Annotated in this window: 17 protein-coding genes; 7 read left to right on the top strand and 10 right to left on the bottom strand. The window is 62.9% G+C overall.

From position 1 onward, the window contains the following. Positions 1-104 precede the first annotated feature (104 nt). A complete protein-coding gene (locus IVA92_RS07495; protein ID WP_247281704.1) occupies positions 105-2,336 on the bottom strand; it encodes an adenylate/guanylate cyclase domain-containing protein in 2,232 nt (743 codons plus the stop codon). Positions 2,337-2,484: 148 nt separating this feature from the next. Next, positions 2,485-8,253 (bottom strand): VCBS domain-containing protein, encoded by a 5,769-nt coding sequence (locus tag IVA92_RS07490; RefSeq protein ID WP_247281705.1) that lies wholly within the window; start codon positions 8,251-8,253, stop codon positions 2,485-2,487. A 731-nt stretch (positions 8,254-8,984) separates the two neighbouring features. Here IVA92_RS07490 and IVA92_RS07485 point away from each other — a divergent pair. Then, on the top strand, positions 8,985-9,716 hold the full coding sequence (locus tag IVA92_RS07485; RefSeq protein WP_247281706.1) for a transglutaminase-like cysteine peptidase: 732 nt from the start codon (positions 8,985-8,987) through the stop codon (positions 9,714-9,716). A gap of 295 nt (positions 9,717-10,011) precedes the next feature. Here the strand turns inward: IVA92_RS07485 and IVA92_RS07480 are convergent, their stop codons facing one another. The 6 genes from IVA92_RS07480 to IVA92_RS07455 form a co-directional block, all read right to left on the bottom strand. Then, entirely contained in the window at positions 10,012-11,211 is a 1,200-nt protein-coding gene (locus IVA92_RS07480) for an ABC transporter substrate-binding protein (RefSeq protein WP_247281707.1), read from the bottom strand. A gap of 139 nt (positions 11,212-11,350) precedes the next feature. Then, positions 11,351-13,189, bottom strand: a complete 1,839-nt coding sequence (locus tag IVA92_RS07475; protein ID WP_247281708.1) for an AMP-dependent synthetase/ligase — start codon at positions 13,187-13,189, stop codon at positions 11,351-11,353. Positions 13,190-13,267: 78 nt separating this feature from the next. Continuing rightward, entirely contained in the window at positions 13,268-14,056 is a 789-nt protein-coding gene (locus tag IVA92_RS07470; protein ID WP_247281709.1) for an ABC transporter ATP-binding protein, read from the bottom strand. Between the two features lie 4 nt (positions 14,057-14,060). Continuing rightward, the gene (locus IVA92_RS07465; RefSeq protein ID WP_247281710.1) at positions 14,061-14,819 is read right to left on the bottom strand and encodes an ABC transporter ATP-binding protein; all 759 of its coding nucleotides are present in this window, start codon (positions 14,817-14,819) and stop codon (positions 14,061-14,063) included. Then, a complete protein-coding gene (locus tag IVA92_RS07460; protein ID WP_247281711.1) occupies positions 14,816-15,967 on the bottom strand; it encodes a branched-chain amino acid ABC transporter permease in 1,152 nt (383 codons plus the stop codon). The genes IVA92_RS07465 and IVA92_RS07460 overlap by 4 nt, the downstream gene beginning before the upstream one ends. Positions 15,968-15,972: 5 nt before the next feature. After that, positions 15,973-16,848, bottom strand: coding sequence for a branched-chain amino acid ABC transporter permease (locus IVA92_RS07455; protein WP_247281712.1), 876 nt, complete (start codon positions 16,846-16,848; stop codon positions 15,973-15,975). 253 nt (positions 16,849-17,101) lie between these two features. Between IVA92_RS07455 and IVA92_RS07450 the strand changes: the two genes are divergently transcribed. From IVA92_RS07450 to IVA92_RS07425, 6 genes are all read left to right on the top strand, one after another. Beyond that, entirely contained in the window at positions 17,102-17,851 is a 750-nt protein-coding gene (locus IVA92_RS07450) for an ABC transporter ATP-binding protein (protein ID WP_247282043.1), read from the top strand. Further along, positions 17,848-19,374 (top strand): permease, encoded by a 1,527-nt coding sequence (locus tag IVA92_RS07445; RefSeq protein ID WP_247281713.1) that lies wholly within the window; start codon positions 17,848-17,850, stop codon positions 19,372-19,374. Before IVA92_RS07450 ends, IVA92_RS07445 begins: the two co-directional genes overlap by 4 nt. A gap of 107 nt (positions 19,375-19,481) precedes the next feature. Beyond that, complete coding sequence (locus tag IVA92_RS07440; RefSeq protein ID WP_247281714.1) at positions 19,482-20,297, top strand: MBL fold metallo-hydrolase; 816 nt, start codon at positions 19,482-19,484, stop codon at positions 20,295-20,297. A 71-nt stretch (positions 20,298-20,368) separates the two neighbouring features. Continuing rightward, entirely contained in the window at positions 20,369-21,313 is a 945-nt protein-coding gene (locus IVA92_RS07435; protein ID WP_247281715.1) for an EamA family transporter, read from the top strand. A 73-nt stretch (positions 21,314-21,386) separates the two neighbouring features. Beyond that, complete coding sequence (locus IVA92_RS07430; RefSeq protein WP_247282044.1) at positions 21,387-21,908, top strand: hypothetical protein; 522 nt, start codon at positions 21,387-21,389, stop codon at positions 21,906-21,908. A 110-nt stretch (positions 21,909-22,018) separates the two neighbouring features. Next, the gene (locus IVA92_RS07425; protein WP_247281716.1) at positions 22,019-23,071 is read left to right on the top strand and encodes an amidohydrolase family protein; all 1,053 of its coding nucleotides are present in this window, start codon (positions 22,019-22,021) and stop codon (positions 23,069-23,071) included. 85 nt (positions 23,072-23,156) lie between these two features. Here the strand turns inward: IVA92_RS07425 and IVA92_RS07420 are convergent, their stop codons facing one another. Both IVA92_RS07420 and IVA92_RS07415 read right to left on the bottom strand, forming a co-directional pair. Next, positions 23,157-23,612, bottom strand: coding sequence for a cupin domain-containing protein (locus IVA92_RS07420; protein ID WP_247281717.1), 456 nt, complete (start codon positions 23,610-23,612; stop codon positions 23,157-23,159). 294 nt (positions 23,613-23,906) lie between these two features. Continuing rightward, on the bottom strand, positions 23,907-25,163 hold the full coding sequence (locus tag IVA92_RS07415; RefSeq protein WP_247281718.1) for an aminopeptidase: 1,257 nt from the start codon (positions 25,161-25,163) through the stop codon (positions 23,907-23,909). Positions 25,164-25,274: the final 111 nt, after the last annotated feature.

Below are 25,274 nucleotides of genomic sequence, written 5' to 3'. Positions count from 1 at the left end.
TGGGCAAAGCGAGCGTGCCCGCCTCTTCAAGCGGACCCAAGGAGAGGTGGTGGGCACGGCGCTTCGCGCCTTCGCCCACCCTACGGGAGCGGTGACGCGAGCTACTACTTCGTCAGCAGCGCATAAGCCCCGGTCCACCCTTCCGGTGGCGGCGTCAGCTGGAAATCTCTGATCCGCGCTTCATAGAGCCTGAACAGCTTCTCCAGCGTGTCGGCGTCTTCGCTCTTGCGCCCGCGCTCGATCGCGTCCAGTGCGCCCTGCCAGTCGCGATTGCGATAGCAGCCGAGCATTTCGATGGTGATGTTGCGCAGGCGCTGGAAAGCGCCCGAATGCATCACGTCCTCACGGCCGGCGATGGCATAGATCACCTCCGGCTCGGTCTTGCCCTTGACCATGATGAAGTCGAGCTCGAGGATCGCGAACTTGTCCTTGGCCGCGAGCGCCGTCCTTGAGCCGACGATGATCGGGAAGCCGTATGCCTTGGTCTGCCCCTCAAGGCGCGAGGCGAGGTTCACGCTGTCGCCGAGCACGGAGTAGTTCTTCTTCAGATCGGAGCCCATGTTGCCGACCACGCCGATGCCGGTGTTGAGGCCGATTCCGACATTGAGCGGAATGTAGACGTGGCCGCCGTCGGCGGCTTCCTGCTCGCGCTCCTTATTGACCGCGTCGATCTGCTCCAGCATCTGGATCGCGGCCTCGCAGGCGTTGACCTCGTGCTCGGCATCGTCGAGCGGCGCGTTCCAGAACGCCATGATGGCGTCGCCCATGTATTTGTCGATGTAGCCCTTGCGCTCGATGATGACGTCGGTCAGCGGCGTCAGAAAACGGTTCATCAGCGCGATCAGCCCCTGCGGGTCGTGCTTGTAGCTCTCCGAGATCGAGGTGAAGCCGCGCACGTCGGAGAACATGATCGTCATCTCGCGCTCCTCGCCGCCGAGCACGAGCTTCTCCGGCGACTGTACGAGTTGCTCGACCAGAACCGGCGACATGTATTGCGCGAATTGTCCGCGGATCTGCACGCGCTGCCGCTGCTCGCGCACGAAACTGGCAAAGATCAGCGTCAGATAGATCGCCGTGGTCGACAGCAGGGGATAGGTAAAATCGATGAGGTAGCGGTACTGCGCGTAGAAGAACCAGGACACGCCGACCAGAATGGCGGCGAAGGTCGCGCCCACGAGCACCAGGCGCACCGGTCCGAGATTCGGCGCGAAGATGATGACCAGGAGGCCGATGATTAGCGCCGCTATCAGCTCAACCCCGAGCGCATAGTTCGGCTGGGAGACCACGGCGCCGCTCAGCACGCTCTCGAGCACCTGGGCATGGATCTCGACCCCCGGCATGGTCGAGGACACCGGCGTGGTCTTGATGTCGTTGAGCCCGACCGCGGAAGTGCCGACCAGCACCAGCTTGCCGGTGAGCTTGGCGGGCGGCGCGGTGTTGTCGAGCACGTCGGCCGCCGAGACGTAGATCGAGGGATCCTGCCGCGCATAATGTACCCAGAGCTGACCGTTCCTGTCGGTCGGGATCTCGAGGCCCTTGAGGCGCACGGCCCTGATGCCGGTCTTGTCGGTCCGGATCAGGAGCGTCGGCGTGCCGGTGGCGACGCGCAAAATCTCAAGGCTGAGCGAAGGCATGATGTTGCCCTGGGCGCGCATCACCATCGGCACGCGGCGGATCAGGCCGTCGCGCTCGGTCTTGATCGTGAACAGGCCGCGGCCGGCGGCGATCTTTTCGATGACGGGCACGTTGCGCAAGAGGCCGGGGAATTCGAACAGGAAGCGCTCGGCGCCCTCTTCGCCGACCGTGGCGACGCCGGTGAAGGGCAGGGACTTGTCAAGTTCGGAGGAGATCGCCGGCTGCCCGGTCTCGCCCAGCACCACGCGGGAGCCCTTGATCGCCTCAGCGAGGATCTGGTCGTTGGTCGGCAGCTCGCGCAGCTTGGCACGGGTGGCGTCGTCGAGATAGCGCATCTGGTTCGCGACCAGATCCGGATTGAGCCGATCGGCCTCCGAGAACACCACGTCGAAGCCGATCGCCACCGCGCCATTACTGGTGAGGTTCTGGATCAAATCGGCAATTCGCGTGCGCGGCCACGGCCATTGCCCGAGCTTGGCGAGGCTCTTGTCGTCGATGTCGACGATGGTAACAGGCCGCGCCGTCTTGTGACGCGGATCGATCAGCTGGAACATATCGAAGGTGCGCAGCCGCAATTCTTCCATCGGCGGCGGATCCCAGAGACGAGCGCCGGCAAACAGGACCAGCAGCGCGAGGCACATCAGCCGCGCAAAGCCGAACTTGCGCGCAAACCACCGCCGCAGGATTTTTAGACGTTTCATGCCGGTCGGGCTTCCTGTCCCGCCTCCTGCCGTGCGCACTGATCATGAAGCGTCCGCGCGCGATTTACTATGCCCTGGCGGCCGAGGATTATGGATTTTTTGACGCGGCCAGGCCGCGAGCCGGCTGGCGGGAGCTCCCGGGCGGCGATCAGGTCATGTGGAAGATGAAATCGCTGGCCTTGAGATTTGCCGCGATCACGTTTTTCAGCAGCAGCGACTCGTTCTCCGTGACCGGCGCGCCCTCGGGCTGCGTGACCTGCTGATGCCAATTGACCAGCGTGTCGCCGGAGCCCTGCTGCTGGACGATGGTGAGATTGCCGACGGAGTTGACGTCCGAGAACTGCCGCAGGTCGATCTTGTCCAGCCCGGTCGTGAAATCGATGATGGTGTGCGTGAAATCCGTATTGGAGTTTTCGGGGCCATAACCAATCGAACCCGGCGAGAACACGAACTGATCCTTCCCGGCGCCTCCGATCAGCGTGTCGCCGGTGTCGGTCGCGAAGATGACGTCCTTGCCGCCGGTGCCCTCCAGGGTGATGCCCTGGCCGGTGTCCCCCGCCTCGTTGAAGAGGAAGTGGACGGTATCGAACAGGCCGGTGGTTCTGTCCTTCACCGTCAGCGTGATCTGATCGTTGTCCGGCGGCGTTTGGCCCGGATCATAAATGACCCCATCCGCGAGGGCCAAGTTGATGTCATCGAGAGAGCCGCACGCCGCCCCCGGGGCGACACTGCTGTCCGGATCATGTGCAGTTACGGTCGTGATCTGGAACTCATCCGTCGCAGCGTCGGCATCGGTGTCGATGATCGAGAGACCGGTGATGAAGTCGGTGTTGCTCTCGTTGTCGTGCCAGACGTAGAAGCTCGTGGTGTCGATGATCGGGCCGCTGGCGTCGTCGGCGCCGGTCACGTCTACCCTGAGCGTTGCCGTGCCGGTGGCACCATGCGCGTCCGTGGTCTGGACCGTGAAAATATCCGCATAGGACCCGTCCGACAGCGCGTTGATGGCCCCTGCATTGGGAACGTAGCTGTAGCTGCCGTCTGGGTTGACCGTGAGCGAACCGTACAGTCCCGCAACTGTCGTCGTGGCATGGTGATCCGCGTTCAGGACGGCAAAGGTCAGCGTCGCCGTCTCGCCGCTATCGGAGTCGGTGCCGGCCAGTTGCCCGGTGAGGTTGGAGAAGGTGTCGTCCTCGGCGGTGTCCGTGAGCGGGCCGATGTGAAGATCGGACAGCGTCGGCGCATCGTTGCTGCCGGCAATGTTGACTGTGACGATTGCGCCTGTGCCAGCGCCCTCGGCATCCGACGGAACGATCGTGTATTGCAGCGACAGCGTCTGGCCGGCGGCGAGAAAGTTGAAGGCCTGGCTGCCCGAATTAAAACACCAGGAGAACTGGGCATAGGTGGCCGTGCCATCGAGGATGTCGCCGGACGGCACGGTGAGATAGTTCAAAAGATCTGCATGCGACAGCCCGCCGACGCAGCCGGTTTGCGGCACGCCATCGAGAGAGACCTGCACCTGGCTGACCGACACCGTGACGTGGTCGCTCGCGTCGACCTCGGAGACCGTCAGCACGCCATGCGAGAGCTGGCCGGCATTGGTTTCCATCAGACCGGCAACGGCGCCGCCCGGCCCGGAGGTCCCGCTGGCCCAGTCCGCAGTACCCTCGATCGCGAGGCTGTGGGCGGAGTTGACCGTATTGGCGGCCGTGGTCCCGTTGCCGTCGCCGAGCTGATAATACGCGGCAAGATTCGCCTCGTTGCCGGTGAGGCCGGTGAAATCGATCGACTGGATCTGCGTCTGCGTGAGCGCGGTGGTCCAGACGCTGACATCGGCGATCGAGCCGGTGAAGCCCTCCCCCTTATAGCCGGGCCCGCATTCATGACTAGCCGCACCGATCATCATGTAGGACGCCGACGGATTCGACGGGCTGCCGTCGATCGGATTGAACGCCCATGACTGCGAATATTCGAGCTTTCCGTCCAGATAGAGCGTGAAGGTGCCGTTGTCGCGGGTCAGCGCGATGTTGTGCCACTGCGACGCCGTGAGCGCCACGCCGGTATCTTCGATATCGACGCCGCCTGCGAGAATCTGCAGCTCCAGGGTACCATCGTCGTTGACCGTACCGAGGAGACCGAAACCGGTGGTCGAGGTGTTACCGTTGTAGAACAGGATCTGGCCGTCGCCGGGATCGGCGGCCCCGCTCCAATTCACCCAACCGTCCAGCGTGACGTCATCAGTGGCGACCGTCGGCACGTCGCCAACCGCGATCGTCTCGCCGTCGAAATTCATGTAGTCCGACGTCACATAGGAAACGGCCGGCGCATCGTTGGTGCCGGTAATCGTGACGGTGACGTCCTGGCTGACGGTGCCGCCGTGATGATCGTCGAACGTGACGGTGTAGACCTGGGTGACGGTCTGTCCCTCCGCCAGCGACTGCAGCACGGGATCGCTGTTGTCCAAGGTGAAGTGCCAGCCCAGCGTCGCAGCGTTGCTGGCGTCGCTACCGGATTCAGCCACCGACGAATCGATCGAGAAAGTGCCGATATGCGAACCGGTCCCGAAGCCCGCCAGAGCCGAGCTGACGGACGACGATTTGAACGACCACTGTGCCGTATGGGTGTCGATCAGGTCGACGTCCTGGATTGCCAGCGTGCCGCATGCCGACAGCGACGAGCCCTCATCCTCGGTGACCGCGCCCGTTGCCGCGGCGGCATCGCTGGTGATTGTCGGTGCGTCATTGCCGCCGTTGATCGTGACGGTCACGTCCTGCGAGACTTGCGCGCCGTGATCGTCGGTGAAGGTGACGGTGTAGACCTGGGTGATGGTCTGGCCCTGCGCCAGCGACTGGAGCACCGCATCGTTGTTGTCGAGGCTGAAGTGCCAGCCCAGCGTCGCGCCATTATCGGTGTCGGTGTTGAACTCCGCGAGCGCGGAATCGATCGTGAAGGTCCCGAGTGGCGTACCGTCGTCGAAGCCCGGCAGATGAACGCTCGACGTCGACGACTTCAACACGGTCTGCGCGGTGTGAACGTCGATCAGGTCGAGATCCTGGATCGCGAGCGTGCCGTCGATCGACAGCGTCGCGCAAGTATCCTCGGTCACAGCTCCGGCGGCGTCCGCGGCACTGCTGGTCATCGTCGGCGCGTCATTGGTGCCGGTGATGGTGACCGTAACGTCCTGAGAAACCTGTGCACCGTGATCGTCGGTGAAAGTGACGGTATAGACTTGAGTGATGGTCTGCCCTTTGGCCAGCGACTGGAGCACCGGGTCGTTGTCGTTGAGCACGAAATGCCAGCCCAGCGTGGCACCGTTATCGGTGTCGCTGCTGGATTCGGCCACCGACGGATCGATCGTGAAGGTCCCGAGAGGCGTGTTGTCGTCGAAGCCTGGCAATTGCGCGCTCGACGTCGACGACCTGAACACCGCCGTCGCGGTGTGAGTGTCGATCAGATCGAGATCTTTGATCGCCAGCGTGCCGCAGGTTGACAGCGTCGTGCTGGCATCCTCGGTGACGCTCCCCCTTGCCGCGTCGGCATCGCTCGTAACGGTCGGCGCATCGTTGGTCCCGGTAATGGTCACCGTGACGTCCTGGGTGACCGTCCCGCCGTGATGATCGTCGACCGTAACGGTGTAGACCTGCTTGATGGTCTGGCCTTCGGCCAGCGACTGGAGCACCGGATCGTTATCGTGGAGCGTAAAGGTCCAGCCCACGGACCCTCGCGTGCTGACGCCGGGACTTTCGCTCACCGCCGCAAGCGCGAAAGTGCCGATATGCGAGGTGCCGTCGCTGAAGCCGGGTAAATGCGAGCTCGACGTCGTCGACTTCAGCGCGAAACTCGCGGTGTGCGTGTCCGTGAGATCGGGGTCGTTGAAGGTAATCGTGCCGCTCGCCGCGAGCGTCCCCGCCGTGTCCTCGATCACCGCGCCGGTTGGGATCGTGGAGTCTTCGACGATCGTCGGCAGGTCGTTTGTGCCCTCGACATTGACGTCCGCACCGTTGATGGACACGGTGATCGGCGTGCTGACCACACCGCCGTGCCCGTCATCGACCTGCACCATGTAGTTGAGGATCAGCTTTTCGCCTTCGGCGAGGAAATCGAAGAGATGGTCGGGAGCGCTGTAGGTCCAGGTGGCCGAACCGTTGTTACTGTTTCCCGCGCCCTGCACCACGGTCAGCGGCACCTCGACGGCGGCGATCGCGGCGCGCTGCTCCGCCGTCAGCGTCGCGCTGATATCGTTGCCTTCGGCATCGAGATATTTGAACGGCTGGGTCGACGAGAGCGCCGCGCTCACGATCGGCCGGTCCGTCAGATCGACGTCGGTGAAGCTGACCGTGCCCGTGATGGTGTCCAGAGCCTGGTTGCCGGTCCCGACCTTCTCGATGACGGTGCCACCCGATGTCGCCACGGTGGGCTTGTCGTTCGTTCCCGTGATCGTGATGGTGATCGGGATGAACTTGGACTCCGGGCTCACTGCGAAATTGGTATCGACGCGAACCATGTAGGTCAGCGTCAGCGTTTCACCGGCCGCGAGGAAGTCGAAGACGTTGTCGGGGATCGTGTAGGTCCAGACCGCCGAGCCGTTGTTGGTGTTGCCGCCATCGGCGACGACACTGATCTGGATCTGCGTCGCCGCGATGTCCTGCTTCTGGAGCGCGGTGAGCGAGCCGGTGACGTCCTGCTGGCCGGCGTTCTTGTAGACGTAGTTCGGCGCCTCGGCGAGGCTCACCGACACCGACGGCCGGTCGCCAAGGTTTTGGTCGACGAAGGTGATCCGGCCTGAGACAGTGTCGGCATGCGTTGTGTCGCCCGTGGCGTCCGCGCGCTCGGTGAGCGCGAACGCGGTCTTCACATTGCCGCTGGAATCGAGGCTTTGCACCAGCGGCTGGCCGGGAACACGGGTGGCCGTGGGCGTAGAGTTGCTAGGGGCTTCCTGTCCCTGCGGATTGAAGTTCGTGAAGACCGCGGTCACGATGTAGCCGGCCGGGGTCTTGATCAAGATCCCGTCGCTGGTCTGCGTGATCGTGTCGGTGAAGTTCGTGGTCAGCTTAGTGTTGCTGTTGTTATCGGTGAACTTCAGCGTGAACACGTCCGTGATCAGCTTCTGCACGTCCGGCGACATCAGCGCATTGGTGATCGAGATGTTGCCGCCGCTGATCTGGATCATCTGGCCGGCCTGGTTGACCGTCGCGATCGGCAGCAGCGTGATCTTGTCGAACAGAATGTACGAGCCCGTGGTGCCGTTCGGCTCGACCAGCACCTGGAAGCTCGCCTGCGGCTGCGGATCGCCGCCACCGGCAGGGACGACGAAGTTGATCTGGGTCAGCACCGCAGTGCCGCGGATGCCCATGGTGGCGACCGGCGTGTCGACCTTCATGTCACCGTGCTTAGCGGTCTCGCCGGCGACGAAGGTGATGGTGCCCGCGACCAGGCTCAGCAGCGAGGAATTGCTCGACCCGTTGGGGTCGTAGACCATCTCGTTCAGCACCATCCGCGCATTGGAGGACAGGCCGAACACGGTGCCGTCGATGAAGGTGATGCCGAGTGTCGAATCGGCGCCGGTCGAGACCACGTCGCCCTTCTCGACATTGTCGCCATTGTTCAGGATGACCGACACGCCGTTACGGATCGCGGACGCGCTGCCGGAGAGTTTTGTGACGTGACCGATGACCTGGGCCGCTGCGGTGCCGGGCGCAGCCTGCGCATATTGTACATGGCCCGTGAGGGTATTGACGATGTCGCCGGTGAGATGGGCGCCGTCCGGCGAGGCGATCGCTGCCCGCTTGTCGCCCCTGAAATAATCGTGAACGACGAACTCGCGACCCTCATGGGACAGCACGAGGTCGAGACCTGCGCGCTTGAACTCGCCGTTGAAGATCAGGCTAGGGTCAGGAACAACGAACGCGCCATCGGGCACATTGCCATGTGCCTTTGCGACAAAGGGCTTGGCAGAGAAATCGACATGGACATCGGCGGGTAAACGGGAACCCGGGCCGTCCAAAGAGATCGTGGCGTCAAATTTGCCAGCGTAATTCAACCGGGCACCGTAAAAAGGGTTAAAATCTAAGTAAGTATCGACTGCCTAAGCTTGCATAGCATTACCAAGTCCTTAGCGAAACCATCTATTGCTTGTGTGATTCGGCGTCACCGAGCCGCACAGGCCCCGTTGAACCAAGTCTCCTGGAGGATGCGCGGCAATACCGCAAACATTTGGAAGTATAATTTTCCCATGTTGGAGCTAATTTCGTCGATCCTCACGTATTCTAAAGTATAGAGTAGGCAACGAATACTTGTGTCATCTTCTATTCCAATACCCGGCAGCACACTGGGGCAAACATGGAACCAAATCTGTGATCCAGTTAACAGAACCCGTGAAATAGCGGGTCGTTAGGCATAGGGCGTGAAATTACGAGCGCACGATCAGCACCTGCAATTAGTTCCATTCTCGCGTGGGTGGCGTCCCCCTTGCCTGCGTAAAATTTTACGCAATATGAGCAGGCGCGTTTCAGCCTGTTCCCCGGTTTTGTGACCCCTGCCGGGCGCGTTAAGCAGAACAAAACGGCCCATCTCGCACTATCTGCCCGAAAGCAACAAAGCCGGCACGTCGAGATCGAGAGGGATCTCGCGAAGCCCGGAAGGGGATGTCAGATGGAGACCGCTGGTCGCTGGCGCGCTTGGCGCGCAATCCTTGTTATGTGCGGATTGGTCCTGCTCGGATCGGCCGCCGAGCTTCGCGCCGGCACGCTGCTGTCGCCCGGCGCCGGCGTCCTTGTGCGCAAATCCGCCGAGCCCTTCGGCGTGTTCGCCTTCGCCATCTCGTCGGGCGGCCTGCAACGGAAATGGCTCGCGCTGAAGGACAAGCTCGACGACGACATGGTGCAGCTCGCGCTGTGCGATGGCGATCGGGACAATTGCGCATCGCCTGCGGCCCTGAAGCTGCTCGCCATCGTCGACCAGGCTCGTGATCGCGACGGCCATGCGCGGCTGGGCGAGGCCAACCGCGCCGTCAACTTCGCCATCCGGGCCGTCAATGACGGCACCAATGACGTCTGGAGCTCGCCGCTTGCGACCTTCCAGCGCGGCGCCGGCGATTGCGAAGACTACGCTATTGCCAAGCTCGCCGCACTGCGGCTCGCCGGCATTGCCGCTGAAGACCTCCGCATCGTCGTGGTGCGCGACACCCGCGCCGGCGAGGCGCATGCCGTGGCCGCCGCGCGGCTCGACGGCCACTGGCTGATGCTCGACAACCGCCGCATGGCGATGGTCGAGGACGACGCTGCGCGGAGCTACCAGCCGCTGTTCGTGCTCTACCAGTCGGCCGTGATGAAATATGTCGACGAACCCGCGCGGTTCTCGATCGCAGCCACCGAGCCGCGGTGATCCACTTTGTAGCGCGCATGAAGACAACGGGCCGGCGCAAGGCGCTGCCCGACGGCTGGCGTTGCCGGGAGGACGAACTGGCCCCGGTGAATTCGGGGACGGCGGGTGGGGGATCGTAGCCGGTCGCGCTTTCTTCCTTCTCTCCTGCGGCAGAAGGTGGCGCGAAGCGCCGGGTCTGTCTGCGCTCGCAAGACTGTTCGTGAGAATAGAACCCCTCACCCGGCTTCGCATTCGCGAAGCGACCCTCTCCGACGAGGGGAGAGGGTGCACCGTTCGCGCGGCAAGAGCGAGCGCATCAAAACATCAGATTGTCCTTCACCAGCACCCAACGGCCGCCCTTGACCTGCTGTACCTGGGTGATCGTGTTGGCGAGGTGATCGGTCTTGGAGAACTTGGTCGGGGGCGAGTTGAAGATGTCGAGGAATTTCTCGCCCGACTCGAGCGCGTCCAGCATCTTCTGACCTGTGAGATCCTTGCCCGCTTTCTCCGCGTAGAACGCAAACGTCATCACCGCGTTGTAGCCGATGATCGCCTGCGTGTTGGCGTCGGTGCCAAACATCTTCTTGTAGTTCACCAGCCAGTCCTTGACCTTGCCCTTGGCGGTGTCCTCGTAGGGAATCTCGAAGCCGCTGGCGGCGTAGAGACCTTCGACGGCTTCCTTGCCGAGCATCGGCACCTCCATCACGTTGGTCGGCGTGGCACCGAGGAAGGTGACGTCCCAGCGGAGTTTCTTGGCTTCGGTCATCGCTCCTATGGTCTCGCGGAGCACGGTGCCGAGCACGACGAGGTCGCAGCCGTCGGACTTCATCTTGGCGATCTGCGCGCTGAAGTCGGAGGCGCCGCGCTTGTAGCTCGTGATCGAAGCCGGCTGAGCCTTCATCGCGGTGAGCTGCTGGTTGAAGCCGTCGAGCACGTTCTTACCGTACTCGTCATCCTGATGCATGATGCAGGGCTTCTTGAAGCCCTTCCACTCCATCATGTATTTCAGCGCGGCCCGCGTGCTCTCGACGTAAGGCAACAGGTTGTTGAACTTCAGTCGCTCCTGCGGCTTGGCCGGATCGAACTTGAAGGTGAACTCGGCCGCCGTCAGCGGGAAGAGCTGCAGTACGCCGGCGTCGAAGAGGATGTCCTGCGCGGCGAGGACCGTCGGTGATCCCATAGGTCCCACCATCGCGAAGATCTTGTCGCGCTCGATCAGTTTTTGCGACGCCAGCACGGCCTTTTTCGGATCATAGCCGCTGTCCTCGATGACCAGTCGAATCTTGCGGCCGTTGATCCCGCCGGACGCATTGATCTCCTCGGTCGCCATCTTCATGCCGTTTGCAACCGGGACGCCCCAACCCTTGATCGGTCCCGACAGGTCCTGGTGAGTGCCGATAACGATCTCGGATGCCGAGATGCCTTCGTTGGTGACCTTGGTTTGCGCCGCGGCCGGCAGACAGGTGAGCACCACGGCACTCACAGCAAGGCCGAACGCGCTGAACGATTTCGACATTGACGTCTCCTCTCCTAAAGGCCCGTGTTGGACGAAGGTCGAGGGCCATCGCTCCTCCGCTTGCTTGAATGGGCTCGCTTTTCTTTTCTTCACATGCCCCGTCGGGAAACCGACTCCCACTCTTCCGGGGGCATGTGAGTCACGCCACCGCACGCTGGCGATACATCGCCTCGATCTCGGCAGCGTAGCGCTTGTTCACGAAGCCGCGCTTCAGCTTCATGGTCGGCGTCAGTTCCTCGTCTTCCGGAGTGAGCTGGCGCTCGATCAGGTAGAACTTCTTGATGGTCTCGACGCGGGCAAAATTGCCATTGACCTGTTCGATCTCGCGCCAGATCAGGTCCTGAATCTCCGTCGCCCGGCACAGGCTGGCATAATTGGTGAACGGGATGTCGTGGTCCTGCGCGAATTTCTCGACATTCTCCTGGTCGATCATGACGAGGCAGGTGAGATAGGGCCGCTTGTCGCCGATCACCACGGCGTCCGAGATGTAGGGCGAGAATTTGAGCTGGTTCTCGATCTCGGACGGCGTGATGTTCTTGCCGCCCGAGGTGATGATGATGTCCTTCATCCGGTCGGTGATGCGGACGAAGCCTTCATTGTCGATGGTGCCGACGTCGCCGGTGTGCAGCCAGCCGCGGGAATCGATGGTTTCGGCGGTCTTCTCCGGCTGGTTCAGGTAGCCCATGAACAGGAAGTCGCCTTTGATCAGGATCTCGCCGTCGGGCGACAGCACGACCTCACCCCAGGGGACGGCCGTGCCGACCGAGCCGAGCTTGATCCGCTCCGCCGGCATCATGGTGGCAACCCCGCAATTCTCGGTCTGGCCATAGACTTCGTGCATGTCGATGCCGAGCGCGAGATACCAGCGGATCAGTTCGGGGGCGATCGGCGCGGCGCCGGTGAAGGCGATGCGGCAGCGGTCGAGCCCAATCATGCGGCGAATGTTGCGGAAAGCGACGCGATAGGCGAGACGGTTGGCGAGGCGCAGCATCAGCGGCGGCCTCCTGCCCTCGAGCCGGCAATCGACCATGCGGTAGCCGATGCCGATGGCGCGGCGATAGACCCATTGCTGGAGCGGCGTCGCATCCTTCAGCGCGATGGTGATCGCGGAATAGAATTTTTCCCAGATCCGTGGCACTGCGAGGAAAACGGTCGGCTGCACCTCGCGCAAATTATCGGGCACGGTCTCCGGGCTCTCGGCAAAGTTCATCACCGAGCCGAGCGCGACCGAGATGTAATAGCCGCCGACGCGCTCGGCAACGTGACAGAGCGGCAGAAAGATCAGCCGGTCCTCGTCCTCTTGCGCGGGAATGAAGTCGCTGGCGTGCCGCATCTGATGCGTCACGCTGCGGTTGGCATGCATCGCGCCTTTCGGCGGACCTGTCGTGCCCGACGTGTAGACGAGGATCGCGAGATCGCCGGCGCCGCGGCTGTCGATCATCTCCTGCCACAGCGCCTCGCGGCCGACCATGTGGTTGCGGCCGAGCGCGCGGAACTCGTCGAGCGACATCACCATGTCGTCGGAGAAACCGCCGAGGCCCTCCATGTCGAACACGATGATCTTCTGCAAGGTAGGACAGCGCGCCCGGCAGGCGAGGACCTTGTCGAGTTGCTCCTCGTCCTCGACGAAGATCACCTTTGTTCTGGAGTCGTTGACGAGATATTCGACCTGGGACGATGCGTCGGTGGGATAGATGCCGGAGGAGACGCCCCCGGCGCACAGGATGCCCATGTCGGCATGGACCCATTCGGGCACGGCATTGGCGATGATGGAGGCGACGTCGCCGGGCATGAAGCCGATCGCGCGAAGCGCATAGGCGACCTCTTTTGAGATATCCAGCCATTGGCGCCAGCTCGTCGGCTGCCAGATGCCGAACTTCTTCTCGCGGATCGCCGGCCTGTCGCCCCGCGTCTCGACGGCGCACAGGAAGCTCTTCGCGATCGTATCAGCGACCGTCAGCACCGCCGGTCGGGCCATGCACCTCTCCTCCTTGTCGCGATCCCCTCCGTCGCCTGCCTTGCCGGCGGTCTATGTCTTGCGGAGGGGCTCGTCCATCTAACGCCACGTTTTCTTCTTTTTCCAGCGCCGTTCGCCTCTAGCGCCCACTTCCTTGGCGCCAAGGTAAAATTCCTGGATGTCCTGGGAATGCATCAAGCGGTCGCAGGTGTCGTTCATCACGATCCGGCCGATCTCCAGGACATAGCCGTAATGCGCGGTCTCCAGCGCCACCTTGGCGTTCTGCTCGACCAGCAGGATCGACATGCGCTGCTCCTCGTTGACGCGGCGGATGATGGTGAAGATCTCCTTCACCATCAGCGGCGACAGACCGAGCGAGGGTTCGTCGAGCAGGAGCAGCGTCGGCCGGTTCATCAGGGCGCGGCCGATCGCCAACATCTGCTGCTCGCCGCCGGAGAGCTGACCGGCCGGCTGGTTGATGCGCTCCTTCAGGCGCGGGAAATAGCCGTAGACGCGCTCCAGATCTTCCGCGACGCCGTCACGGTCCCGGCGCGGATAGGCGCCCATCATCAGGTTCTCGCGCACCGAGAGGAACGGGAAGACTTCGCGCCCCTCCGGCACGTGACTGAGGCCGAGCCGCACGATCCTGTCGGCTTCCATGCGCTGGATCGGCTTGCCCATGAACTCGATCGCGCCCTTCTGCGGATCGAGGATGCCGGAGATGGTCTTGAGCACTGTGGTCTTGCCGGCGCCATTGGCGCCGAGCAGCGTGACGATGCGGCCGCGCGGTACCTCCAGCGAGATGCCGCGGATCGCCATGATCGGCCCGTAATAGCTCTCGATGTTCGAGAGTTTCAAGATGGTCTCGGGTGTCGCGGTCGCATCCATCGACTCAGGCTCCCAGATACGCGGCGACGACATCGGGGTGCTGCTGCACCTCGGCCGGAGAGCCCATCGCCAGCACCCGGCCATAGTTGAGAGCAATGACGCGGTCGGAAACGCGGTTCACCAGCGACATGTCGTGCTCGACCATAAGCACGGTGACGCCGAGTTCGTTTTTCATGTCGCGGATCCAGAACGACATGTCGTCGGTCTCCTCGACATTGAGGCCGGAGGACGGCTCATCCAGCAGGATCAGCTTCGGCTCCGAGCACAGCGCGCGCGCCAGCTCGATCACCTTGCGCACGCCATAGGGAAGGCCCGAGATCAGCTTGTCGCGATAGGGTTCGAGATCGAGGAATTCGATCACCTGCTCGACCCGGCGGCGGTGCACCTTCTCGTTGGCCCGTACGCTCGGCAGGAACAGCAGCTCCTGCCAGAGTTGGGTGGTGGAATGGCGGTGGCGTCCAACCAGCAGATTGGAGAGCACGGTCGCGTTCTCGAACAGCTCGATGTTCTGGAAGGTGCGGGCAATACCGAGCTTGGCGATGTCGTAGGGCGGCTGTTCGGTGATGTCCTGGTCCTCGAAGAAGATGCGGCCCGACGTCGGCCGGTAGATGCGCGAGATCAGGTTGAAGATCGAACTCTTGCCGGCGCCGTTGGGACCGATGATCGAGAGGATCTCGCCCTTCTCGATCGCGAACGAGACCGTATCGACGGCCTTGAGACCGCCGAAGTGCAGCGACAGGTTCTCGGCGCGGAAATAGCTCATCGGTTGCGCTCCGATTTCACGTAGATCTTCTGCCGCTTGAAGGTGGCGCGCTTGTAGAGCGGGAACAGTTGGAAGAAGAGCTTGATCTTGAGCCAGCGGCCGTAGAGGCCGAGCGGCTCGAACAGCACGAACAGCACGATGATGACGCCGTAGATCGCGCCTTTCAGGCCGTTGAGCGAGGCGAAGGCTGCGACCTTGGACTGAATGTTGCCCGCAGTCGCCGAGCTCGCACCAAATGTCGCGGCGATGCCGGCGATAATGCCGGGCATGTCGTCCTTGAGGTAAGTCAGGAACGGATCGATCATCACGATAAAGATCGCGCCCAGAACCGCGCCGTGGAGGCTGAAGGCGCCGCCGATCAGGATCACGATGATGAACTCGATCGAGAGCTGCAGCGTGAACATCTCCGGCGAGATGAACGAGAGCTTGTGCGCGAACAGCACCCCGGCAAAACCGGTGATCGCCGCCGAGATCGCAAAGGACTTCACCTTGTAGAGCGCAACATTGACGCCCATGCTGCGCGCCGCGGTCTCGGAGTCGCGGATCGCAACAAAGGCGCGGCCCGTCGGCGAGCGCAGCAGATTGAGCGTGCCGACGATGGTCAGCACCAGCACGGCAAGGCAGAGGTAATAGAAGGTCGGGCTGTCGCGCGGGACCGTGACGCCGAGCAGCGATAGCGTCTTGACCCGCATGCCTTCATTGCCGTTGGTGACGCTCTCCCAGCGCGCCAGGATCTCCTCGACGATCAAGGCAAAGGAGATGGTGGCGATGACGAGATAGATGCCTGTCAGGCGCAGGGCGGGAAAGCCGACCATCGCGCCGATGATCCCGGTCAAAACTCCGGCAGCGAGGAAGTAGACCGGGAACGGCACGTTGTATTTCTGCAAATACGCCGCTGTATAGGCCCCGATCGCGAGGAACGCTGCGTGCCCGAGCGAAGCCTGGCCGGTAAACCCGGTCAGGATCAGCAGCGCCACGCCGACGGTCGCATAGATGCAGACGAAGACGAGCTGGCTCATCAGGTAGCTGGAGAGCAGATAGGGCGCGATCAGCAGCAGTGCGAGCAGGACGCCATAGGTGGCGACGTAGCCCGAATGCGGAAACAGCTTGATGTCGTCCTCATAATCGGTCTTGAACAGGAAGCGCATGGCGTTCAGACCTTCTTGCGGACGTGGAGGCCGAACAGGCCTTCAGGTTTCAAGAGCAGCACGGCGAGCAGCACGATGTAGGGTGCGACGTCCTTCCAACCTTCGGCCAAATAAAAGCCGGCCATGCTCTCGATCACGCCGATCAGCACGCCGCCGACGACCGCGCCCGGGATCGAGCCGAAGCCGCCGAGCACGGCGGCCGGAAAGGCCTTCAGGCCGAGCACGAGGCCGACATTGGAATGGATGAAGGTGATCGGCGCCAGCAGCACGCCGGCGCAGGTGGCGACCGCCGCGCTAATGGCCCAGACGATCGACACCACGCGCTTGACCGGAATACCCATGTAATAGGCCGCCAGCATGTTCTCGGAACTGGCGCGCATCGCAGTGCCAAGCGTGGTCTTGTTGAAGAACAGCCACAGCAGCGCGCACAGGATCATTGTTGCTGCGATCACCGAGAGCTTGTCGTAGGCAAGGACCAGAGAGCCCATGCGCAGCACCCCCTGGCTGAAGGGGGTCTCGATTTTCAAATCGTCGGTGCCCCAGATCATGCCGGCGATCGAGCGCAGGAAATAGCCGAGGCCGATCGTCGCCATGATGATGGAGAATTGTGGATAGCCGAGGATCGGCCGCACCACCACGCGCTCCGCCAGCATGCCGAACAGCGCCATGGCGGCCACGGCACCGGCAAAGCCGATCCAGTAGTTCAGACCCATCATGCCGATGAAGGTGAAGGCGAAGAAGCCGCCGAGCATCATCAGATCGCCCTGGGCGAAATTGACGACCTCGGTGGCCTTGTAGACGAGCACGAAGCCGAGCGCGATCAGGCCGTAGACGCAGCCGAGCGCAACACCGCTGACCAGCTGCTGAACGAAATCCAGCATCGCCGCGCATCCTCCCGACGCAACCAACGGTTCTTCCTGACCGCCTTGTTGCATCTTGTGTCCAGTCGCTACGCAGTCGTTTCGCTGCGTCAGCGCCATTTGTCCGAGGCCAATTCAGCCTGAACCGCCAAGCGCTGTCAACAAACGGACACTTGCCTTTAGGATAACGGAATTTGTCGGCCGTAGATTCACGGTGCCGAAACATCTTAAAGTCATGGTCGCGGACGATGCAAAACCGGATGGTGTGGCCGTCATGAAGCCGGACAGCTCGGCGCTGGAAGTCCTGGGGTTAACGAAGCGTTTTGACCGTTTGGCGGTCGATGGCCTCGATCTCACCATTCATGCCGGCGAATTCTATGCCCTGGTCGGCCCTAACGGCGCCGGCAAAACCACCACCCTGCGCATGGTCGCAGGCCTGCTGCGGCCCGATGCCGGACGCGTCTCGATCTTCGGCATCGATGCGCTCCAAAATCCGGTCGCCGCCAAGCAGATGATGGCATGGGTGTCCGACGAGCCGATGATCTACGACAAGCTGACGCCGCTTGAATATCTCGAGTTCGTCGCCGGTCTCTGGGGTATCGCGCCGTCCAGCTCGGAACCGGTTGCGCAGGAGCTTCTCGGCTCGCTGGGCCTCGAGTCGCATCGGCACGAACGCTGCGAAGGCTTTTCCAAAGGCATGCGCCAGAAGGTGGCGCTGGCCGGCGCGCTGGTGCACGATCCCCGCCTCATCATCCTCGACGAGCCGCTGACGGGGCTCGATGCCGTTTCCGCCCGCCATGTGAAGGGCCTCCTCAGCGAGCGCGTCCGCGCCGGCTGCACCGTCATCATGACCACGCATATTCTCGAGGTCGCCGAGCGCATGGCCGACCGCATCGGCGTGATCGCATCGGGCCATCTGGTCGCCGAAGGCACGCTTGACGAACTGCGCCGGCAGAACGGCCATGACAATACCAGCCTGGAAGACCTTTTCATCGCGCTGGTGACGTTTCCGGACGCCGCATGAGCTCGGCGACCGCGTTCTCCTGGTTCGCTCGTCACGAGCTCCGGCTCGCCTGGCGCGAATGGTTTGCCATGATGACCGGCGGCCAGCGCAAGCGAGCGCGCGCCGCCGTCATCGGCCTGTTGTTCTTCGCAGCACTCCTGCACGTGCCGGCCTGGGCGGTGATCGGCCGCTTCGCCGATCTGCAACTGCCGCTCGATAAGGCCTCGCTGATCGTGATCTCGGCGACGATCTTTCTGGCCTGGAGCTTGATGCTGTCGCAGGCGATCGAATCGGTGACACGGGTGTTTTACGCCCGTGCCGATCTCGACCTCATCATGTCCTCGCCGGCGAGGCTGGCCAACCTGTTCTCGGTCCGCATTGCCGCGATCGCGCTGACCGTCACGGTGATGGCGCTGCTGTTCTCGACGCCCTTCATCGACGTGCTGGTGATCGGCGGCGGTGCGCGATGGCTCAGCGCGTTGGGCGTCGTGGTCGCGATGGGCCTGTCGGCGGCGGCGATCGCGATTGCCGTCACCATTCTCCTGTTTCGGCTGATCGGGCCGGCGCGGACGCGCTTGATCGCCCAGATCCTCGCCGCGGTCATCGGCGCTGGCTTCGTGATCGCGCTTCAGGTCGCCGCGATCATGTCCTACGGCACGCTGTCGCGCTTCACCATCCTGACCTCGGGTAGCCTCGCCGCCTACGCGCCTGATGTCGACAGCATCTGGTGGTGGCCGGCGCGGGCGACCATGGGCGACTGCGAGGCGCTGTTGCTGCTTCTCGCGCTCGGGCTCGTGCTGCTCGGAAGCGTCATGGCGATCTTTTCGGGCCGCTTTGCCGATACCGCCATCGATGCGGCGGCGTATGGCGCATCCGGCCGCGTGCGCGCGAAGGAGCGCCCATTCCGCGGCGGATCGCGGCAGCAGGCGCTGCGGCGCAAGGAATTTTCGCTGCTCTGGCGCGATCCCTGGCTGATCTCGCAGACCCTGATGCAGTTGCTCTATCTGGTGCCGCCGGCGCTGCTGCTCTGGCGAAATTTTGCCGACAGCTCGGCAGCGCTGACGCTGATCACGCCTGTCATCGTGATGGCGGCCGGACAGCTTGCCGGCGGGCTTGCCTGGCTGACCATCTCGGGCGAGGACGCGCCCGACCTGGTCGCGACCGCGCCGCTGACGCCATCCAGCGTCATCCGTGCCAAGATCGAGGTGGTGCTGATCGCGACCGCCGTGATCTTCTGCCCTCTGGTGGCGGCGCTGGCCTTCGCCTCGCCAATCCAGGCGGCAATTAGCGCCGGCGCAATCATTATCAGTGCGGCCTCCGCCACCGCGATCCAGCTCTGGTTCCGGGTGCAGGCCCGGCGCAGCCAATTCCGCCGCCGCCAGACCTCCTCGCGGCTTGCGACTTTTGCCGAAGCCTTCTCCTCGATCGGTTGGGCCGCGACTGCGGCGCTGCTGCTCGCTCTCCCCATCGCCGGCCTTATCAGCGGCCTGATCACGGCTAGCCTCATTGCCATCACCTGGAAGTTCAGCCCGCGGCGTGAATAAGCCACGCTAGCGAAAGGTGCGACACTGACGCGCTGTTGATCGCAGCCCATTGGCCACGCGCCGCATTGCACGCTAGACTTTCTCGTGAAGTCATCGGAGACGGATGCATGTGGCGACTGGTTTCGGCGGCTTTGGCGCTGTTCGGCGTATCCCTCGCACCTGCCCTCGCCCAACAGCCACCTCAACGCAGCGAATGCCTGGCGATGGCCAACGCGACGCCGCGCGCGCTGCCGGTCGCGTTCCGGCAGGCCGCCGGCTCAGCCGAGGTCGAGATCACCTATGCCGGCCACTCCACCTATTTCATCGATACGCCCGGGGGCCTGCGCATCGCCACCGACTATAGCGGCGCCTATCAGGTGGGACCGCTGCCCGATGTGGTCACCATGAACCGTGCGCACAGCACGCACTACACCCTATTCCCGGACAAGCGCATTCCCCATGTGCTGCACGGCTGGGGCGTGGACGGCCAGCCGGCGATCGTATCGGAGCGCATCGGCGATACCTTCATCCGCAACGTCACCACCGACATCCGCCGTTATTTCGGCGACGATACTGGCGCCGACATGATCCGCGACGGCAACTCGATCTTCATCTTCGAGGTCGCCGGCCTCTGCATCGGTCATCTGGGTCATCTTCATCACAAGCTCGACGACAGCCATTTCGCCCAGATCGGGCGGCTCGACATCGTGATGGTGCCGATCGACGGCACCTATACCATGTCGCTGGACGGCATCTCCGAGATCACGAAACGGCTGCGCGCCTCGGTGGTGCTGCCGATGCACCGCTTCGCCACCCCGCTCGACACTTTCATGCGCCGGATCGGCCAGCAGTTCGAGATCGACCAGCGCATCGAGCGGTCGTTCCGGATCTCGCGGGATGCTCTGCCGTCGAAGCCGACCGTGATCATCCTCGACGGGGTCTGACGCGCGAAGCCGGAACACATGAACGTCCTCTGACTTGGTTTGCTTCAAGATCATCCTTGGTCGGAGCAATCATGAGCAGACGATTTTCTATCCTCGGCTCATTCGCCGCGATATATTTGCTGTGGGGTTCCACCTACTTTGCCATCACATTGGGCCTAGAATCGATCCCGCCATTTTTGCTGATGGCGCTCCGCTCGTTCTGCGGCGGCATTGCGCTATTGGCGATGAGCGGTGGGCAGGTCGCAAACGTATCCTCGCAGGCGTGGGCGCGGGCGAGCCTTTGCGGACTGCTCTTCTTCGTCGGCTGCCACGGCGTGCTCGCTTATGCCCAGCAATCGATTCCTTCGGGCGCGGCAGCGATCGTTCTTGCTACCATCCCGTTCTGGATCTTGCTGATCGATGTCTTGTTCCCCGGCGATCAGCGACCAAAACCCCTCGCCCTGCTTGCGCTCGTGCCCGGCTTCTTCGGCGTTGGTCTCGTGGCGTGGCAGAACGTCGAGCAGGCGGGCATCAGCATTCTTCCCGTCGTCCTTCTCCTGGCTGCGGCCTTGTCATGGTCGGTCGGGACCGTCCTGTCCCGGAGCATGTCGCACCAGGCGTCCGCCGTCCTGCTGTCGGGCATGCAGCTTACGATCGGCGGTGCCGTGTTGTTCGCAATCAGTTGGCTGACGGGCGAGATCCCAAGCTTCAGGCCGAGCGACGTCTCGCCGACTTCGCTTGCCGCGGCGCTTTGGCTGATCATCTCAGGCAGCGTGATCGGATTCGTCGCCTACAATTGGCTACTGGAGAACGTCTCGACCTCGTTGGTATCGACCTACACTTTCGTCAACCCGGTGATCGCAGTGCTGCTCGGTACCGTCATTCTGGGCGAGCCGTTTTCACGTCTGATGCTGCTTGGCGCGGTCCTCGTCATTGTCTCCATCATCGTCATCTGGCTGGCGGAACGTTCAGCGAGCCGGCGAACGAACGATGCGACCGATCGCGGCATGAGGCATCTGTCGCCACGCAAGACCTGACGACCGCGGACGGCAATTTTCTCCAAGTCGCTAAGGCACGTTCATGCTGATCTCCTCGCAAGAGGAGATCGACATGACAGATTTTGCGAGATTGTTGCATGCGGACGGACCGAACCCAGAGCACGCGGAGGCGCTGCAGCTTTACGGTCGTTTTGTCGGCGACTGGGACGCCGAAATCACCGCCCACGGGCTCGATGGAACCAAACACACAGCGTCAGGCGAAATCCATTTCGGCTGGGTACTGGAGGGGCGCGCCGTGCAGGACGTCTGGATGATTCCTCGTCCCGCCGGCAGCCCGGCCTTTCCGATCGCCGGCAATTGGTACGGCACGACGCTGCGTATCTATGACCCAACCATTGCCGCGTGGCGGATTTCCTGGTTCGATCCAGGCCGCAGCGTGTTCCGCCAGCAGATCGGCCGTCCGCGCGGCGACGCCATCGTACAGGAAGGCACGACCGAAGCCGGCGAGCTGACGCGCTGGAGCTTTACGGAGATTACCGACAATTCCTTTCACTGGCTCGGGGAGGTCAGGCCGACCGCCGTAGCGGACTGGCGGCTGATGGTCGATGTGAAAGCAAAGCGGCGCGAGGGCTGACGACTGTGCCGCTGTGCTAGCGATGACGGGTGCGGTTGCATGACGCGCGCTGCCGCGTGACGAGATGAGGTGCTAGGCTCCCAGCACAAACACAGAGGGAGCGAACGCCGATGACCGCAAGTGGATTGCCTGCCAATACGAGCGGACTGTTTGTCGAGCCGCGCGAGGACTGGCTTGCGCAGCACCAGGAGGAGATCATCGATGCGCCCCGGCCGATCGTCGATCCTCACCACCATCTCTGGAATCGCGGGCACCGCTATCTGATCGAGGAGATGGCGGCCGACATCGCCTCTGGCCACAACATCGTCGCAACCGTCTATGTCGATTGCCGCTCGATGTATCGTGCGCATGGGCCAGAGGCGTTCCGGCCCGTCGGCGAGGTCGAGTTCGCCAACGGCGTCGCGGCGATGAGCGCGAGCGGTGGTTACGGCAAGGCGGCGATCTGTGCGGGCATCGTCAGCCACGCCAATCTGCTGCTGGGCGACGCGGCCAAGCCGGTGCTGGAAGCGGAGATCGCGGCGGGCCACGGCCGCTTCCGCGGCATCAGGCATTCCTCGGCCTGGGACGAAGACCCCGTGGTCGCCGGCATGTATGCGAACCGGCCGAAGGGCCTTTTGCAGGATCCGACCTTCCGCAAGGGATTTGCCTGCCTCGCGCCGCTGAACCTCAGCTTCGATGCCTGGCTGTTTCATCCGCAGATCGGCGAACTGACCGAGCTTGCGCGCGCCTTCCCCGACACCCGGATCGTGCTCGACCATTGCGGCGGCCCCGCCGGCGTCGGCCGCTTTGCGGGACGGCGCGAGGAGGTGTTTTCGCAGTGGCGCGCCTCGATCCGCGAGATCGCGAAATGCGAGAACGTGGTGGTTAAGCTCGGCGGGCTCGCGATGTGCCTGCTCGGCTATGACTTCCATCGGCGCGAGAAGCCGCCGTCATCCGAGGAGCTTGCCGCAGCCTGGCGGCCTTATGTCGAGACCTGCATCGAGGCATTTGGCCCAAGGCGCGCGATGTTCGAGAGCAATTTCCCGCCGGACAAGGGCCAGTGCAGCTATCAGGTGATCTTCAACGCCTTCAAGCGCATCGCGGCGGCCCTGAGCGAGGCCGAAAAGACGGCGCTGTTCTCGCAGACCGCCATCGATTTCTATCAGCTCGAACTGCCGTCGTGACGAGAAGAGGGGCCGGGATGTTGATCCCGGCCCCTCTTCCGTCGTGGCCGCTGGGAAGCGTCCTTGAAACGTTATTGTTCGGGCTCTAGCCGGCACCCATCAAGGAGGCCGGACGGCGCTCGCCGCTGGAGGTGAACATCTTCTTGAGCTTGTTGACCACACGGATCAGAAAGCCGATCATCACGGGATTGGTCTTGCGGCAGAAGGCGATCTTCTTGACGTGCCCTTCGACATGCCATTTGGCATGCGCGCCGTCGCGGAAGAAAATGACGTCGCCGGGGCCGTAGCGCTTCGGCGGCATGCCGTCGCTTTCGAGCACGATCGATCCTTCCATGATCATGATCGTCTCGTCGATATCGTAGTACCAGTTGAAGCGCCCTTCGGTGCAGGCCCAGATGATGGTTTGGGCCGTGCCGTCGGCACTGGTGGACAGGACGCGCGAGCGCGACACCGGGTTACCCTCGATGATCCAGGACGGCTCGATCGGCCGCAGCTCCAGATCCACATTGCAACTGCCGATCTCAATCATTGCGCGCGACATCTGTTTCCTCGGGGAATGAAATAAGTTTGACCGGGTCGGAGCCCGGACTGTTTCAATGATCCTCGCGACGCTAGTGATCGGCTTTTAATTCTTCCTTACGCAGGCCTCGACAATCGGCCGTAGTTGAAGCCGCGAAGCGCGTTAACGCAGTGATTTCCTGCCAATTGGACTATGTGAACCCATCTTTGCCGGGGGGTGCGACAAAATGCGCGAGGGAGTCATCGATGCTCCTCGCGCTCGAGGTTCTGACAGCCAATCGCGGTGCTCACCTCTCCTACAGGAGAGGTGAGCAGGTTACTTCGCCCACTCGCCCTTGCGGAACACCGGCACCTTGCTGCCGTCGGCGAGAATGCCGTCGATGTCGGTCTCGGCCGAGCCGATCATCCAGTCGATATGGATCAGGCTCTGGTTGCCGCCCTGCGCGGCGATCTGCTGCGGCGTGAGCTGCGCGCCGTTGACGAAGCATTTCGAGTAGCACTGGCCGAGCGCGATGTGGGACGCCGCGTTCTCGTCGAACAGCGTGTTGTAGAACAACAGTCCGCTCTGCGAGATCGGCGAGGAATGCGGCACCAGCGCCACCTCGCCGAGGCGGCGCGCGCCCTCGTCGGTGTCGAGCACCTTGTTCAGCACCTCCGCGCCGCGCGAGGCCTTTGCGTCGACGATCTTGCCGTCCTCGAAGCGCACCGAGATGTTATCGATCAGGGTGCCCTGGTAAGACAGCGGCTTCGAGCTCACGACGTGGCCGTAGACGCGGCGGCAATGCGGCGTGGTGAAGACCTCTTCGGTCGGAATGTTGGCGTTGCAGCTGATGCCGTTCTTGGAGAGCGAGGCGCCGCCTTCCCATTCATGGCCATCGGCAAGTCCGATGGTGAGGTCGGTGCCCGGCCCCGAATATTGCAGCGCGCGGAAACGCTGGCCATTGAGCCAGTTGGTGCGCTCGCGCAGGACCGCATTGTGGCTCGCCCAATTGCTAATCGCGTCCTCACGGTCGACGCGGGACGCCGCAAAGATTGCATCCGCGAGCTTGCCGATTGCGGCGTCCTCAGGGTCGTCAGGAAACACCTGCCTGGCCCAGGAAGGGCTCGGATAAGCGATGATGTTCCAGTTGGTATCGAAATTGACGATTTTTTCCAGCGCCGGTTGATAGGCCATGGAATTGGCCTTGCTGGCGCGCGCCACCTTGGAGGGATCCTCGCCCGACAGCAGCATCGGATTGTCGCCGACGATGGCGAGCCGTGCGGTGTTGTCCGAGAATGCCTTGGCCATGCCCTCATACAGCCAGCCGGCAGCACGATCGAAACTATCGTCGTGGCCGTGGCGGTAGCGCGCCAGCGTCATCTCCTCATCCGACAGGATCGGCGTTACGATGCCGGCGCCGGCCTTGTAGGCGTGCACGGCGATCCGCCGCACCAGCGGCAGTGCGACCGCAGGCGCCGTCAGAAGAAGATCCTGCCCCGGCCGCAAACCCAGCCCCACCTTCACCGCCACCTCGGCCAGCCGGTCGAGTTTCGCGGGATTGATGGGAGTAGCGGAATTGCGGTGATCAGTCATACGGGGCCCTCTGCCGAAAGTCTCTCGTTCAATCTAAGCCCAGGATCGCGAGGCGCAAGTGCGCGAGCACCTTGCGGCAGGGAGAGATACGCAGTTTCACGCATATTGGTT

The organism is Bradyrhizobium sp. 154, assembly GCF_023073875.1.
Classification (GTDB): Bacteria; Pseudomonadota; Alphaproteobacteria; order Rhizobiales; family Xanthobacteraceae; genus Bradyrhizobium.
This window is presented reverse-complemented; position numbering and strand designations above follow the sequence as displayed.

Excerpts from the sequence above, each read along its gene's own strand:
- IVA92_RS07415 (WP_247281718.1), bottom strand. The coding sequence starts at position 25,163 with ATGACTGATCACCGCAATTCCGCTACTCCCATCAATCCCGCGAAACTC.
- IVA92_RS07420 (WP_247281717.1), bottom strand. The coding sequence starts at position 23,612 with ATGTCGCGCGCAATGATTGAGATCGGCAGTTGCAATGTGGATCTGGAG.
- IVA92_RS07440 (WP_247281714.1), top strand. The coding sequence starts at position 19,482 with ATGTGGCGACTGGTTTCGGCGGCTTTGGCGCTGTTCGGCGTATCCCTC.
- IVA92_RS07445 (WP_247281713.1), top strand. The coding sequence starts at position 17,848 with ATGAGCTCGGCGACCGCGTTCTCCTGGTTCGCTCGTCACGAGCTCCGG.
- IVA92_RS07460 (WP_247281711.1), bottom strand. The coding sequence starts at position 15,967 with ATGCGCTTCCTGTTCAAGACCGATTATGAGGACGACATCAAGCTGTTT.
- IVA92_RS07485 (WP_247281706.1), top strand. The coding sequence starts at position 8,985 with ATGGAGACCGCTGGTCGCTGGCGCGCTTGGCGCGCAATCCTTGTTATG.
- IVA92_RS07495 (WP_247281704.1), bottom strand. The coding sequence starts at position 2,336 with ATGAAACGTCTAAAAATCCTGCGGCGGTGGTTTGCGCGCAAGTTCGGC.
- IVA92_RS07450 (WP_247282043.1), top strand. The coding sequence starts at position 17,102 with ATGAAGCCGGACAGCTCGGCGCTGGAAGTCCTGGGGTTAACGAAGCGT.
- IVA92_RS07480 (WP_247281707.1), bottom strand. The coding sequence starts at position 11,211 with ATGTCGAAATCGTTCAGCGCGTTCGGCCTTGCTGTGAGTGCCGTGGTG.
- IVA92_RS07430 (WP_247282044.1), top strand. The coding sequence starts at position 21,387 with ATGACAGATTTTGCGAGATTGTTGCATGCGGACGGACCGAACCCAGAG.
- IVA92_RS07455 (WP_247281712.1), bottom strand. The coding sequence starts at position 16,848 with ATGCTGGATTTCGTTCAGCAGCTGGTCAGCGGTGTTGCGCTCGGCTGC.
- IVA92_RS07475 (WP_247281708.1), bottom strand. The coding sequence starts at position 13,189 with ATGGCCCGACCGGCGGTGCTGACGGTCGCTGATACGATCGCGAAGAGC.
- IVA92_RS07465 (WP_247281710.1), bottom strand. The coding sequence starts at position 14,819 with ATGAGCTATTTCCGCGCCGAGAACCTGTCGCTGCACTTCGGCGGTCTC.
- IVA92_RS07435 (WP_247281715.1), top strand. The coding sequence starts at position 20,369 with ATGAGCAGACGATTTTCTATCCTCGGCTCATTCGCCGCGATATATTTG.
- IVA92_RS07470 (WP_247281709.1), bottom strand. The coding sequence starts at position 14,056 with ATGGATGCGACCGCGACACCCGAGACCATCTTGAAACTCTCGAACATC.
- IVA92_RS07425 (WP_247281716.1), top strand. The coding sequence starts at position 22,019 with ATGACCGCAAGTGGATTGCCTGCCAATACGAGCGGACTGTTTGTCGAG.